The organism is Cloacibacterium normanense (assembly GCF_002943105.1).
Taxonomy (GTDB): domain Bacteria; phylum Bacteroidota; class Bacteroidia; order Flavobacteriales; family Weeksellaceae; genus Cloacibacterium.
On the sequence record NZ_PTPZ01000009.1, the window covers coordinates 13,571 to 27,088 of the forward strand.

Genomic DNA, 13,518 nt, shown 5'->3' on the forward strand with positions numbered 1-13,518 from the left:
TTTTCACAATAAAATTTATTCCCATTTCATTTTTTGTACTTTCGCAATCTCAACCTTAACCTTTTCCTCAACCTAACATGAACTACGTTTCCGCAGAAAATCTGACCAAATCTTATTGCATCAAAACGCTTTTTAAAAATATTTCTTTCCATATCAATGAAGGAGACAAAATTGCGATTGTCGCCAAAAACGGCACTGGAAAATCTACGCTTTTGAAAATCCTTTTAGGAAAAGAAATTGCAGATTCTGGCGAAGTAGTGATTAATAAAGATGTTCAGGTAGTTTTGTTCGACCAAGAAATTGAGTTTGACTCTCAACTTTCTGTGGAAGAATTTATGATGACACTCGATTCTAAGCCTATTCAAGCGCTTAAAAATTATCACAAATCGCTTCATTCTACTGACCAAAAATTCATAGAAAAAGCTTTGGCAGAAATGGAAATTCACAAAGCTTGGGATTTAGAAACCGAAATGAAACAAATTCTTTCGCAACTAAAAATCACCAATTTAGAGGCGAAGATGGGCACACTTTCTGGAGGACAAATCAAAAGAGTTGCCCTTGCAAAACTCCTTACCGAAACCAGAGCAGAACACAGACACGTCTTGCTGATTATGGACGAACCTACCAATCACTTAGACGTAGAAATGGTAGAATGGTTAGAAAATTACCTTTCTAAAACCATGATTACGTTGCTTTTGGTAACGCACGACCGTTATTTTCTGGATTCAGTTTGCGACACGGTTTGGGAAATGGAAGACCAAAATCTCTATGTTCATAACGGAAGTTATGCGACTTATCTGGAAAACAAGATGATTCGTGAAGATAATCTGAACGCTACGATTGACAAAGCCAACAATCTTTACCGAAAAGAATTAGAATGGATGCGCCGTCAACCAAAAGCGAGAACCACCAAATCAAAATCTAGAATTGATGCGTTCTACGACACCGAAAAAGTAGCAAAAACCAATACCAAAAAGCAATCTCTGGAACTCGATTTTGAAATGAAAAGATTGGGAAAAAAGATTTTGGAGCTCAAAAATATCAATAAAAGTTATGGAGATTTGGTTTTGCTCAAAGATTTTTCATATTCATTTCAGCGAGGCGAAAAAGTAGGAATTGTAGGAAAAAATGGAGCAGGAAAATCTACACTTCTCAATATTATTCAAGGTTTAGAGCCCAAAAATTCTGGCGAAATAGAAACAGGAGAAACCATCAAATTTGGGTATTTTTCGCAAAAAGGTTTGCAATATAACGAGGAAGAAAGAGTAATAGATTTCATCAAAAATATTTCTGAAAATTTCCCTTTAGCCAACGGAAGAACCATTTCTGCATCGCAGTTTTTAAGAATTTTCTTATTTGACGACCAAACGCAATATTCGCCGATTTCTAAACTTTCTGGCGGAGAAAAACGAAGATTACACTTAATGTATGTGTTGTATCAAAATCCTAACTTTTTGATTTTTGATGAACCTACCAATGATTTAGACTTGCCAACATTGACGGTTTTAGAAAACTTTTTACAGAATTTCGCAGGTTGTCTCATCATCGTTTCTCACGACCGTTATTTTATGGATAGAATTGTAGACCATGTTTTGGCGTTTGAAGGTGATGGAAAAATCAAAGATTTTGTTGGGAATTTTTCGGAATTTAGAGAATGGAAAAAGACTGAAATCGGAAGTCCAAAGTCTGACACTTCGACTCCGCTCAGTGTGACAAACCAACAACCAACAACCAACAACCAGCAACCAAAAAAGAAACTCTCTTTCAAAGAACAGCGCGAACTCGAAACGATAGAAAAAGAAATGCCAGAATTAGAGAAAAAACGTTCTGAAATTCTAGAAAAACTAAATAATGAAGCTGATTATGAGAAAATCGCAACACTTTCTGCTGAGTTGGAAAAAGTTTCCGAAAAACTAGAAGAATACGAGATGCGTTGGCTAGAATTACAGGAAATTCTAAATTAATTTTGCTTCTTCAAAAAGAAATTCCAAAGCAATCTGATTTCGTGGAATTCAAAATCTTTTGGCAAAACTTTTAACCAATCTTTCAATTCTTCTTGAGGATTCTCATCAAAAACTTTCTTGAAAATTTCTATTTTTTCGATAGGATAAATTCTTTTCATATCTTCAAAATCCAGAACTCCCTGTTCTGCAATTTTTGCCATGTGTGAAAAAATAGTAGACACTAAAACTCCCTTTGACAAAGCGATTTCGTTAAGCGTTTTTCCTTGTTCAAATAATTGATAAGATAAAACATGAGAAGGAACTTTGGCAATTTTCACCGAAATTTTTTCGTCATTTTTTTCGTCAAAAAGAGGTTTTTCTAACAAGTGAACCTGCTTTAAATCGTTCAAATAATCTTCTAAATCATCCAGAAAAACTCGCGTATCTTCATTGTATTGTTTCATTCCTTTTACGCCTTTTGTTTCGGCATAAAATTCTCTAAATGGTTTGAAAATCTCTTCATTTACCTTGGTAAAAAAGAAATTTACCGCTCCTGAAGATTTGATTTCTATTTCTTCCCAATTTTCTTGCGTTTGAATGAATTTTCTGGTTTTTGGCCAAATAAATTTTTCAAATTTCAGATAAATATCTGTGAGATTTTCCACAGATTTTTTGATGAGAAAATATAAATTCTGCGTTTTTTCTTTGTCTACAAATTTGCTTTCTTTAGAAGCCTTATTCCAAGTTTCCAAAGATTCTTTAGCCCATGAAATATCTAAATAACGAAGCACTTTTCTGATGCTGTAATCGTATTTTTCGGCATGCAAAATTTCTTCTAATCGGTCATTTGCATGAGTAGCATCTTGAAATTCTGCCACTCTTCTATCACTGAAAATCACATCGCTAGAAATTTTAGATTTCAAAACAATTCCTTCTAAAGTTCTACAGCGCGAAAGTGCCACGTAAACCTGACCAGAAGCGAAAGATTTCCCAGCATCTACAATTAATCGGTCAAAAGTAAGTCCTTGAGATTTATGAATCGTCACCGCCCAAGCCAAACGAATGGGATACTGCTCGAAACTTCCTAACACTTCTTCTTCGATGTTTTTTTCTGCATCGAGAGAATATTTTTTCTGTTCCCAGTTTTCTTTTTTGAGTTTATAATCTTCATCATCTCCATCTATTCTCACCCAAATTTCATCAGCAGACAAGTCTAGCACCTCTGCTAATTTTCCGTTGAAATATTTTTTTTCTTGAGTAGCGTCATTTCTGATGAACATGACTTGCGCGCCTACTTTGAGCTCTAGAACTTCTTCATTTGGAAATTGAGATTCCTTGAAATCACCAACAATTTTAGCTTTAAACTGATACGTTTTTCCACCTAATTCATTGAGCTTTTTCGTGTTAATATCATCTGCAATTCTATTGTGAGAAGTGAGATAAACGTAGGCTTCTTCTTTTGGTTCAAAATCTGGAATGTATCTTTCGTGAAGTTTTTCGTAATGTTCCCTAGAAAGATTTCCGTCTCTGATTTCATTTAAAATTTCTAGAAAATCTTCATCTTTTTGTCTGAAAACTTCGGTCAATTCCACCGTGAGAAGATTGGTGTTTTTTAAAACAAAAGCATCGAAAAAAAATGGCGAAGCATAAAATTGCTTCATAATGTATTCATTTTCGTCTCTTACCACAGGCGGAAGTTGGTACAAATCACCAATAAAAAGCATCTGAACACCTCCGAATTTTTCTTGATTTCTGCGAATATGGCGCAGCGAAAAATCCATCATATCCAACACATCAGCTCTTAGCATAGAAACCTCATCCACAATGATGACTTCTACTTCTCTTAGCAATTTTAGTTTATCTTTTCTGTACTTAAAATGCTGCATTAAATCTGGAATATTCATCGCCAGATTTTCATTAATTCGGTCTAAAGTTGGGATAAAAGTTCTGAGTGGAAACCCGAACATAGAATGAATGGTTACACCACCAGCATTGATAGCAGCAATTCCAGTAGGCGCTACTACAATGTGTTTTTTACGTGTTTTTTTAACGAAATTATTCAGAAAAGTGGTTTTACCGGTTCCTGCTTTTCCTGTGAGGAAAATGTTTCGTGAAGTGTTTTCTACAAGGTCAAAAAGTTGGTTATTCATTCTAGGCTCAAAAATAGTGAAAAAAAATCAAGATGTGATGATTTGAGAATTTAGCATTCTGAAGATTTTAAATCTAATTTTTCAAAATTATTGATGTAAAAAATGGAGAAAGATTTAACGATATATAAAAACTATCAAGTTAATAGATGATATAAATCATAAAAAAGATATTGACCAAGAAATTAACTTTGCACCAGAATTTTTAAGAGATATCCTATGAAAAAGATATGGATTTTTTTGACGCTCTTTTTTGCGTTTGCCACTTATTCTTCTTGGATTTATACAGGCGCAACAGACTACGGAACCGTAATGACTACCCGACAACAATTGGGTAAAAAAATATATCAAGAGTACAATTGTCAATCTTGCCATCAGATTTTTGGTTTAGGAGGATATTTAGGTCCAGAACTTACCACCGCTATTTCAGATAAAACTCGTGGAGAAGCCTACGTAAAAGCTTTTATAGAAAATGGTGGCGGAACCAGAATGCCTAATTTTCATTTCAGTAAAGAACAAACAGAAGCATTGGTAGATTATTTAAAATATGTAGACGAAAACGCTTTTTCTTATAAAAACACTACACCAAATGAAACTGAAAAATAACATCATCGGAAGTTGGTTCATTATCATTGCCATTTTTTCGCTTTTTTTAGGACTTGTTTTTGGAGTTTTAGGAGGATTGCAACATCTTTATCCTAATTTATTGAAAGATACATTGTCTTTCCAAAAAATGAGACCGCTTCACACTTATCTTTCTATCAACTGGATTTTTACAGCAGCTACAGGAATTATTTATTACTATTTACCAGAAGTTTCGGGTAGAAAAATTTATTCTGAAAAACTGGCGAAATTACAAATCGCTTTGCAAATTTTAATACTAGTTTTGGTAACGGTTTTCTTTGTACTAGGAAAATTCGGAGGAAGAGAATATTTAGAATTCCCGCCATATATCGTGATTTTGATTGTGAGTTCTTGGTTGATTTTCATGTATAATTTCTTCATGACGGTAAAACCCAATTACAAGACCGTTCCTGTTTACATTTGGAGTTGGAGTACAGGTTTAATTTTCTTTTTGATTACTACAATAGAAGCTCAACTTTGGCAATTATCATTTTTTAATGACAATATCATTCGAGATGTAACCATTCAATGGAAAGCGATGGGTTCTATGGTAGGTTCTTGGAATATGCTGGTCTACGGAACTGCTATGTTTGCTATGGAAAAAATCTCTGGAGACCAAAAAATCAATCAATCCAAAATTGCATTTTTCTTTTATTTTCTTGGCTTAACGAATCTCATGTTCAACTGGGGACATCATACTTACATTGTTCCTGCTTCACCAACAGTGAAACTGATTGCTTACAGCATTAGTATGACGGAATTGCTTATTTTGGCGAATATTATTTACTCTTTTAGAAAAACTTATCTAAAAGCGAACCACCAAAATCACAAGCTTTCGTTTAAGATTCTTACTTACGCAGAAATCTGGATTTTGCTCAATTTGGTTCTTTCTATTTCTATATCTATCCCTGCTATAAATTTCTATACGCACGGAACACATATTACAGTGGCGCATGCAATGGGTTCTACAATTGGCATCAATACTTTACTGTTATTAGCTTCAATCACTTTAATTGTAGATGATGTGGCGCCGCATTTTTTAAATTGGAAAAGATACAATTGGAGTCTTTTAGTCTTCAATTTATCATTGGTTATATTTTGGGTTTGTTTAGTCGGAATGGGACTACAAAAAATTTCTGAAAAATTGCAAAACAAGAGTTTTTATGACATGATTAACGCCTTGAGCATTTATTTCAAAATTTTCACCAGTTCCGGCGCTGTACTTCTTTTGGCACTGATAGCGCTACTCTATCCTTTGTTCAAATTTAGTTGGCAATCTGTGACAAAGAAAATACAGTAAAAAAAGCCTGATTCTCCACGAGTCAGGCTTTTGATTTATTGTTCTGAATTTAAATATTTTCTTGAAAAATAGCATATCGGTGTAAATCCAAAAATTGACCATTCTTAAGGACTTCTTGCTTCAAAATTCCTTCAAATTCGAAACAGTTTTTCTGCAAAACTTTTCCCGAAGCAGGATTGTGCGGAAAATGAGAAGCATAAATTTTATTAAGATGTAATTCTTCGAAGCCAAATTCCACAATTTTTTGTAATGCTTCTGAAACATAGCCTTTATTCCAAAAAGATTTCCCGAGCCAATATCCAATTTCTGCTTTTCGATTTGCAAAATCCACATGAAGACCAATCGCACCAATTAGTTTTAAATTTTCTTTTTCACGAATAGCAAAAATGTAAGCATCTTTTTTCGCAAAACCATCTTCAGCCATTTTTAGCCAAAAATGAGCATTCTTTTCTTCATAAGGATAAGGAAAAGTAATGGTGTTTTCTGCAATTTCCGAAGTAGAATTGGCATGAAAAATAATGTCCTCTAAATCTGAAATCGCAGGCAAAGAAAGCACTAATCTGGCTGTGGAAAACGTGGGGAAATTTTGCATTTTAGTTCAGAGTTCCGATATTTTTTAATATTTTAACAAATTGTAGCATGATGAAGATTCTCTATTTTTCTACCATTCTCCAACTCTAACACTCTATTTCTCCCCTTTATACCAAGAAGAATATTTCACGTAATTATTTGCAATTCTGTCTATTTCACCAGAAATCAGTTCCTGTGAAACGTCTTTTATTTTTTTTGCAGGAACTCCTCCCCATAATTCACCTGCTCTAATGTGTGTTCCTTGTGTAACTACAGAACCTGCCGCCACAATAGAATTACTTTCTATCAAACAATTATCCATTACTACAGAACTCATCCCAATCAGTACATTATCATGAATCGTGCAACCATGTACACAAGCATTATGCCCAATTGAAACATTATTCCCAATCACTAAAGGAAATTTTTCATACGTACAATGCAACATCACATTATCTTGCACATTTACTTTGTTTCCTAATTTTATATAGTGTACATCTCCTCTAATTACCGCATTATACCAAATACTGCAATCATTTCCCATCTCTACATCGCCTATGATTACAGCTGTTTCCGCTAAAAAAGTATTTTCCCCGATTTTGGGAGTTTTTCCTAAAAGTTCTCTTACTAAAGCCATATTTTTAGTCTATAATTTGTGGTTGAAATTTTAAAATTTTGAAAAATATTAATAATTGAAAAAATCTAACTTGCATCTTCTCTCTTCTGACTTGCTTTCCGTATTTTTGCATCTCAAATTTAAATAAAAAATGCATACAATTATTATAGAACCTACTGCAAACCCAAATGTAATTAAGTTTGTAGCTGATTATACGCTGATTCCTGGTTCATTAGAACTTGATAGGACTTCTGATATTTCTGAAATTCCATTAGCTCAAGAACTTTTCAATTATCCTTTTGTTTCTAAGGTTTTTATCTCTGCTAATTTTGTAGCAGTTGCCAAAGAAGACCATGTAGAATGGGAGCACATCGCAGAAAGTCTTAAAAATGTAATCGAAGATGAGCTTCTAGCAAATCCTAGAATTTACAGACAAAAGCCCCAACAGAGATATGAAATCTTTGCTGAAATGACACCCAATCCTTCGGTAATGAAATTCGGTGGAAACAGATTATTATTAGACGGTTTCGTAGAAGTAAAATCTAGAGAAGAAGCAGATGAAGTTCCTTTAGCAAAAGTACTTTATGATGAATTCAAATTTGTAAAAGAAGTCTTTGTCTCAGAAAATTTCGTGGCAGTAACCAAAGATGATTCTGTACAATGGCATGAAGTGATGACTGTAGTGAGAAATGTGATTGCTGAGTTTTTACAAAATGGCCACAAAATTACCAACAAAGAACCTCAGAAACACGAAAGTCCTGTAGAAAAAATTATCAATAGAGAATATACAGATGTTGAGCAAAAAATTTCTGATATTTTAACTGAATACGTTTCACCAGCTGTAGAAAACGACGGTGGAAAAATCTCGCTTTTAGAATATGATGCAGAAAATAAAACCGCAAAAATGCTTTTACAAGGTGCTTGTAGCGGTTGCCCAAGTTCTACCGCTACGCTAAAAGGAGGAATAGAACAAGTGCTTAAAAATTTCTTGCCAGATTTAGTAGAAAAAGTAGAAGCTGTAAACGGATAATTAGTTTTTAGTGGATAGTTGTCAGTTGATAGTATTTACACTGATAACTTTCGATAATATAAAAAAATCAAAGTTTTGAATACCAACAACCAACAACCGACAACCAACAACATAAAAAAAGGAATACTCCTCGTAAATCTTGGTTCGCCGAAATCTACAAAAGTAGAAGACGTAAAAGAATATCTAGATGAATTCTTGATGGACGAACGTGTGATAGACTATCCATGGTTCTTTAGAGCGCTTTTAGTAAAAGGAATTATCCTCAATACTCGCCCTAAAAAGTCTGCGGCAGCTTACAAAACCGTTTGGACAGATGAAGGTTCGCCATTGATTGTCATCACGAAACAGATTCAACAAAAATTGCAGAAATTAGTGGATATTCCTGTAGAAATTGGGATGAGATACGCTGAACCAAGCATAGAAACCGGAATCAGAAACTTGGTAGAAAAAGGCGTAGAAGAAATAGTTCTTTTCCCGCTTTATCCTCAATATGCGATGAGTACTACAGAAACTGTAGTTGAAAAAGCGAAAGAAGTTCAAGCGAAATTTTTTCCAAATATCAAAATCAATTATGTAAAACCTTTCTATAATAGAGACCTTTACATCAATTGTTTGGCTGAAAGCATTAAAGAAAAATTGCCAGAAAATTTGGATTTGCTTCAGTTTTCGTATCATGGAGTTCCAGAAAGACATATTTACAAAACAGACCCTACCAAAACTTGTAAAATAGGCGATTGTTGCTTCAAAGAAGATCATCCTTCACATCAATATTGCTATAGACACCAATGTCTGAAAACTACTGAACTGGTAAGACAAAAATTAGGTTTGGAAGACAGCCAAGTGAAATCTACTTTCCAATCTAGATTAGGAAAAGACAAATGGATAGAGCCTTACACAGATGAAACTTTAGAAAATTTACCTAAAAATGGCGTGAAAAACCTAGCGATTGTTTGTCCAGCTTTTGTAAGCGATTGTTTAGAAACCTTAGAAGAGATTTCTGTAGAAGGAAAAGAAGAATTTTTACATGCAGGTGGAGAAAACTTCCACTACGTTCCTTGCCTTAACGACGAAGATAGATGGATAGAAGTCGTAAAACAACTTTGCGAAGAAGAATTATAAAAATAAATATATTTTTTAACAAATACCCCTAAAAAAATAGGGGTATTTTTATTTTATTACATTTTTTATTCATAATTTTGACTAAAAATAAGGGTTAATAAAAAAATTAATAAAAATGGAAAATAATTTAGATTCTTTAAAAAGCAAAATCAACTCACTTCCTGCTGAGTTTTTAGAAATGATTTCAAATTACTTTGAAAACCTAGAACCTAAAAAAAATTCAGGGATTTGCACTTACCAAATAGACGAAGTAAAAGAAAGGTTAGAATTTCATAGAGAAAATCCTAAAAGTAGACTAGATTTTTTTGAAAACATAAAAGAACTAGAACATTCTCTTTACACATCATTATGAAAATACAACTTTCATCTATCGCCAAAAACGACATTTTACTTTATGCCAGAAAATATAAATCTGATGATCCTTCATTAGGTCAAAAATTTCTGGAAGAAATAAAACTAAAAGCCATCCAAATTTCTGAAAATCCAGAACAATCTGAAATCATCTACGAAAACATCAGAATCATAGAACTCGACAGTTTTCCTATTAATTTGCATTATACGTTCGAAAAAGAAACAGAGACCGTTTTTATCACCGCTGTTTTCGTCAAGAAAAATATAGAAAATTAAACAAATTTATCTTTTTCTGGTTTCACCGTAGCCAATTAAACCGTCATAATTTCTATCAAAAGGAGCGTAATATAAAAATGCCTGATATAAATTTTCGGTTTGCCAAAAATTACCATTAATTTCACCTAAATCAATGAAGCCTGTCGCATCTTTGGTAGCCAAAATATAATTGTAAAAACCTTGTTTCAAATAAATTCTGGCAATATATTTTTTAGCATTTTCATCATAAGACATTCTATTTTCTTCTGAAGGAATGAAATCATTAAAAGCGCCTAAAACATAAATTTCCTTTTCTGTTTTTTCTGAATCCAAAGAAAAATACACCCAAGAATAATCCGCTTCTGTATCTGCATTTCTTTCAATTCCTAAATCATTTCTTCTGAAATAAAAAGCTCCGTTTACATCTGGCTGATATTGATAGTTAAGCGGAAAAGCCCAAACCGAATGCAAATAGGTATGATTTCCTTCGTCATCATTGTTCGTTGCAGCCACCATATCAAAAGGTTGATTCATATTTTTATTATCAAAATAATAGAACTCATTATTTCCCGGATAAACCAAATTCATCTGTTGAAAAAGCAACTTATTTCCCATCGCTGCACTAGGTTTCTGATTATAAATCCCAAGTCCAAAATTATTATTTTGAATCACATTCAGACTAATGGAATTGAGGTTTGAGAACAAACTTGCTTGATTAGAAATCGCAGAAACTTCTATTCTTTGATTAAGATTTGGCGCTTTGCTATCTGCAAATCTGGTTACATTAATCCCTAAATTCGCTCCATTTTCTACTACACAAAATCTTTTCTTAAAAAGGGGTTTATTCACTGATTCATCAAAAACGATGATTTCATAATTTCCAGAAATTTTCAGTTGAGCTTTTTCATTCGGGAATTTTAAAGTGTAGTGTGTATACTTTTGAACCGTATTAAAAGAGTATCTAAAATCTTGAATGTAAGAATTCACAGGACCTTTTGCATATTCTGTAAAAAACAAACCGTCATCTTTCCAATTTCTATCAAAATGTTTAAATGTATATCGATAAACCGTAGATTTATTTTCTAAATCATCAAAATTCAAAACCAATTGTTCCCCAAATTTAATGACAGGTGTTTCATCATTGGTTTGAGGATTAAAAAGCTGAACACTTCTAATTTTTTGACCAAAAACCAAAACAGAAAGCAATAAAAAAGTAAATTTTAGAAATTTCATATCACGAAGATAACGAAAATCGAGCCAAAATATTGAAAATTAAAACGCAGAAAATGATTAAATTTGAAATCTTAAAATCTAAACTTCAAAACATGCTCCACATTCATATTTTTCAGTTCAATCCTTTTTCAGAAAACACTTACGTATTTTTTAATGACCAAAAAAATGGCGTCATTATAGACCCGGGAAACTGGAACGAAAAAGAAAATGAAATTCTAGAAAATTTCATCGAAGAAAAAGAAATTTCTATCAAAAATATTTTATTGACTCATGCTCACATAGACCATGTTTTAGGCTTACAATGGGCTTTTGACACTTATAAAGTTGCCGTAAAAATGCACGAAGAAGAAAAAGATGTACTCGACAGAAATCCGATGTCTGCCAGAAATTATGGATTTGACTTCAAACCTTTTGTTGGCGAAATAGAACTTTTAAACGAAGGCGAAAAATACTTTATAGACGAAGATTCTTTTGAAATTTTCCATGTTCCGGGACATTCGCCAGGAAGCATAGCTTTCTACAATGAAGCGCAGAAATTTGTAATTTCTGGCGATGCACTTTTCCAAGGAAGCATTGGGAGAACAGATTTATACAGAGGAAATCATGAGCAATTGCTAGAAAGCATTCGCACGAAACTTTTTACTTTACCAGAAGAAACAGAAGTGTATAGCGGTCACGGAAACGCAACGCAAATCGGCTTTGAGAAAAAACACAATCCGTTTTTCTAAAAAATAAAAAAAGAGTCAAGTTTAATGCTTGACTCTTTTGCTTCTTATGAGGTAATTTTAATTATTTCCATTTGATATTACAACCCATGCTTGGTTTTTGTAATTCTTCCTGTGGATTTCCTGACAATAGATTTTCGAAAGCGATAATTAAGTCTTCACCTGTGATTTCTTTTTGATTTCCTGGTCTAGAATCATCCATTTGTCCACGGTAAACCAAGTCTAATTTTTCATCAAAGAAATAAAAATCCGGTGTACAAGCTGCGTCATAAGCTTTTGCCACCGCTTGACTTTCGTCAAATAAATAAGGGAATTCAAATTTTCTTTCGATTTGAAATTCTATCATTTTTTCTGGAGAATCTGCTGGATATTTTTCTACATCATTCGCGTTAATAGCGATAAATTCTATTCCTTGCGTATGATAATCTTCGTATAATTCCGTCAATTTATCGATAACGTGTAAAACAAACGGACAGTGATTACACATAAAAATCACCAACGTTCCTTTTTCGCCTTTTAAATCTTCTAAAGATTGAATTTCGTTGCTGTGAGAAGGATTTGGTAGTTCAAAAAAAGGTGCTTTAGTACCTAAAGCGAGCATATTGGAAGGTGTATTTGCCATAACTATGGATTTATCATTAATTTATTGACTGCAAAATTACGGAATTTATTTTTCTATCTTCGATAAAATCTCATGAAGCTGCTCTACTGAATAATCATACGGAAGCCAAGTCACATTTTCTACTTTTCTATTCCACGTTTCTTGACGTTTTGCATACCTGCGAGAGTTTTTCTTGATTTCTTCAATAGCAAAATCTAAATCCCAAGTCCCTTCTAAATATTTAAAAATTTCGGTGTAACCTACCGTTTGTAGCGGAACAAGGTTTTTATATCCTGTCAAAGATTTCACCTCATCTATCAAACCATTTTCTAACATTTTATCTACTCGAAGATTAATTCTTTCGTACATGATTTCTCTGGGCGCAGTAATTCCTATTCTTACAACTTTAAAATCTCTTTTATGCTTAGGTTCTGCAATAATTTCAGAATATTTTCTGCCGGTCTGCCAAATCACATCTATGGCTCGTAATAATCTTCTGGGATTCTCTTTGTGAACTACATTATAATATTCTTCGTCTAGATTTTTGAGAATTTCTTGGAGTTTTCCCAGACCTTCTTCGTCCAAAATTCTTTGTAAGTTTTTTTGGTTTTCAGCGTTGGCTTCTGGCAAATCGTTCAGTCCTTCTACAACTGCTTTTTCGTACATCATGCTTCCTCCAACCAAAACTGCAAAATCATTTTTCTCAAAAATTTCTTCTATTTTTTCCAAAGCATCTTCTTCATATTGACCTATAGAATAGTAATCTTGAACCGAAAGATGACCAATAAAATGATGTTTAGCTTTTGCTAATTCCTCATCTGTAGGAGTTGCAGTTCCTATTTTCATTTCTTTGAAAAACTGTCTAGAATCACAAGAAATAATCTCTGTACCGAAATGTTTTGCCATTTCTATGGCCAGTTTTGTCTTGCCAATTCCTGTAGAACCAACGATAGAAATGAGTGTTTTCTGCATAGTGCAAATTTATTCAAAAAAAATCGTCCCAA

Annotated in this window: 14 protein-coding genes; 8 read left to right on the forward strand and 6 right to left on the reverse strand. The window is 33.3% G+C overall.

The genetic code is table 11. From position 1 onward, the window contains the following. Nucleotides 1-77 precede the first annotated feature (77 nt). The gene (locus C3729_RS11850; protein WP_104794352.1) at nt 78-1,964 is read left to right on the forward strand and encodes an ABC-F family ATP-binding cassette domain-containing protein; all 1,887 of its coding nucleotides are present in this window, start codon (nt 78-80) and stop codon (nt 1,962-1,964) included. On the opposite strand, the gene C3729_RS11855 is transcribed toward C3729_RS11850, so the two are convergent. Next, a complete protein-coding gene (locus tag C3729_RS11855; protein ID WP_104794353.1) occupies nt 1,961-4,093 on the reverse strand; it encodes a helix-turn-helix domain-containing protein in 2,133 nt (710 codons plus the stop codon). The genes C3729_RS11850 and C3729_RS11855 overlap by 4 nt on opposite strands. Before the next feature lie 216 nt (nt 4,094-4,309). On the opposite strand from C3729_RS11855, the gene C3729_RS11860 reads away from it, so the two are divergent. After that, entirely contained in the window at nt 4,310-4,696 is a 387-nt protein-coding gene (locus C3729_RS11860) for a c-type cytochrome (protein WP_104794354.1), read from the forward strand. Then, entirely contained in the window at nt 4,680-6,014 is a 1,335-nt protein-coding gene (locus C3729_RS11865; RefSeq protein ID WP_104794355.1) for a cbb3-type cytochrome c oxidase subunit I, read from the forward strand. Before C3729_RS11860 ends, C3729_RS11865 begins: the two co-directional genes overlap by 17 nt. Nucleotides 6,015-6,063: 49 nt before the next feature. Here C3729_RS11865 and C3729_RS11870 read toward each other — a convergent pair whose 3' ends face one another. Together C3729_RS11870 and C3729_RS11875 are read right to left on the reverse strand one after the other, a co-directional pair. Further along, nucleotides 6,064-6,606, reverse strand: coding sequence for a GNAT family N-acetyltransferase (locus C3729_RS11870; protein ID WP_104794356.1), 543 nt, complete (start codon nt 6,604-6,606; stop codon nt 6,064-6,066). A gap of 93 nt (nt 6,607-6,699) precedes the next feature. Beyond that, the gene (locus C3729_RS11875; protein ID WP_104794357.1) at nt 6,700-7,221 is read right to left on the reverse strand and encodes a gamma carbonic anhydrase family protein; all 522 of its coding nucleotides are present in this window, start codon (nt 7,219-7,221) and stop codon (nt 6,700-6,702) included. A 130-nt stretch (nt 7,222-7,351) separates the two neighbouring features. On the opposite strand from C3729_RS11875, the gene C3729_RS11880 reads away from it, so the two are divergent. The 4 genes from C3729_RS11880 (at nt 7,352) to C3729_RS11895 (ending at nt 9,976) form a co-directional block, all read left to right on the forward strand. Further along, nucleotides 7,352-8,230, forward strand: a complete 879-nt coding sequence (locus tag C3729_RS11880; RefSeq protein WP_104794358.1) for a NifU family protein — start codon at nt 7,352-7,354, stop codon at nt 8,228-8,230. Nucleotides 8,231-8,305: 75 nt separating this feature from the next. Beyond that, nucleotides 8,306-9,349 (forward strand): ferrochelatase, encoded by a 1,044-nt coding sequence (gene hemH / locus C3729_RS11885; protein WP_260204522.1) that lies wholly within the window; start codon nt 8,306-8,308, stop codon nt 9,347-9,349. A 115-nt stretch (nt 9,350-9,464) separates the two neighbouring features. Continuing rightward, nucleotides 9,465-9,701 carry a hypothetical protein gene (locus tag C3729_RS11890; protein ID WP_104794359.1) on the forward strand — a complete coding sequence of 79 codons (237 nt, stop codon included), beginning with the start codon at nt 9,465-9,467 and terminating at the stop codon, nt 9,699-9,701. Beyond that, a complete protein-coding gene (locus C3729_RS11895; protein WP_104794360.1) occupies nt 9,698-9,976 on the forward strand; it encodes a hypothetical protein in 279 nt (92 codons plus the stop codon). Before C3729_RS11890 ends, C3729_RS11895 begins: the two co-directional genes overlap by 4 nt. Nucleotides 9,977-9,982: 6 nt before the next feature. Here C3729_RS11895 and C3729_RS11900 read toward each other — a convergent pair whose 3' ends face one another. Continuing rightward, entirely contained in the window at nt 9,983-11,188 is a 1,206-nt protein-coding gene (locus C3729_RS11900) for a type IX secretion system plug protein domain-containing protein (RefSeq protein WP_104794361.1), read from the reverse strand. A 92-nt stretch (nt 11,189-11,280) separates the two neighbouring features. Here C3729_RS11900 and C3729_RS11905 point away from each other — a divergent pair, with 92 nt between their 5' ends. Further along, a complete protein-coding gene (locus C3729_RS11905; RefSeq protein WP_104794442.1) occupies nt 11,281-11,916 on the forward strand; it encodes an MBL fold metallo-hydrolase in 636 nt (211 codons plus the stop codon). A 61-nt stretch (nt 11,917-11,977) separates the two neighbouring features. Here the strand turns inward: C3729_RS11905 and C3729_RS11910 are convergent, their stop codons facing one another. After that, nucleotides 11,978-12,535 (reverse strand): thioredoxin family protein, encoded by a 558-nt coding sequence (locus C3729_RS11910; protein ID WP_104794362.1) that lies wholly within the window; start codon nt 12,533-12,535, stop codon nt 11,978-11,980. Between the two features lie 45 nt (nt 12,536-12,580). Further along, complete coding sequence (miaA, locus tag C3729_RS11915) at nt 12,581-13,486, reverse strand: tRNA (adenosine(37)-N6)-dimethylallyltransferase MiaA (RefSeq protein WP_104794363.1); 906 nt, start codon at nt 13,484-13,486, stop codon at nt 12,581-12,583. Nucleotides 13,487-13,518: the final 32 nt, after the last annotated feature.

Coding starts and splice junctions, on each gene's coding strand:
- C3729_RS11850 (WP_104794352.1), top strand. CDS start 78: ATGAACTACGTTTCCGCAGAAAATCTGACCAAATCTTATTGCATCAAA.
- C3729_RS11855 (WP_104794353.1), bottom strand. CDS start 4,093: ATGAATAACCAACTTTTTGACCTTGTAGAAAACACTTCACGAAACATT.
- C3729_RS11860 (WP_104794354.1), top strand. CDS start 4,310: ATGAAAAAGATATGGATTTTTTTGACGCTCTTTTTTGCGTTTGCCACT.
- C3729_RS11865 (WP_104794355.1), top strand. CDS start 4,680: ATGAAACTGAAAAATAACATCATCGGAAGTTGGTTCATTATCATTGCC.
- C3729_RS11870 (WP_104794356.1), bottom strand. CDS start 6,606: ATGCAAAATTTCCCCACGTTTTCCACAGCCAGATTAGTGCTTTCTTTG.
- C3729_RS11875 (WP_104794357.1), bottom strand. CDS start 7,221: ATGGCTTTAGTAAGAGAACTTTTAGGAAAAACTCCCAAAATCGGGGAA.
- C3729_RS11880 (WP_104794358.1), top strand. CDS start 7,352: ATGCATACAATTATTATAGAACCTACTGCAAACCCAAATGTAATTAAG.
- C3729_RS11890 (WP_104794359.1), top strand. CDS start 9,465: ATGGAAAATAATTTAGATTCTTTAAAAAGCAAAATCAACTCACTTCCT.
- C3729_RS11895 (WP_104794360.1), top strand. CDS start 9,698: ATGAAAATACAACTTTCATCTATCGCCAAAAACGACATTTTACTTTAT.
- C3729_RS11900 (WP_104794361.1), bottom strand. CDS start 11,188: ATGAAATTTCTAAAATTTACTTTTTTATTGCTTTCTGTTTTGGTTTTT.
- C3729_RS11905 (WP_104794442.1), top strand. CDS start 11,281: ATGCTCCACATTCATATTTTTCAGTTCAATCCTTTTTCAGAAAACACT.
- C3729_RS11910 (WP_104794362.1), bottom strand. CDS start 12,535: ATGGCAAATACACCTTCCAATATGCTCGCTTTAGGTACTAAAGCACCT.
- miaA (WP_104794363.1), bottom strand. CDS start 13,486: ATGCAGAAAACACTCATTTCTATCGTTGGTTCTACAGGAATTGGCAAG.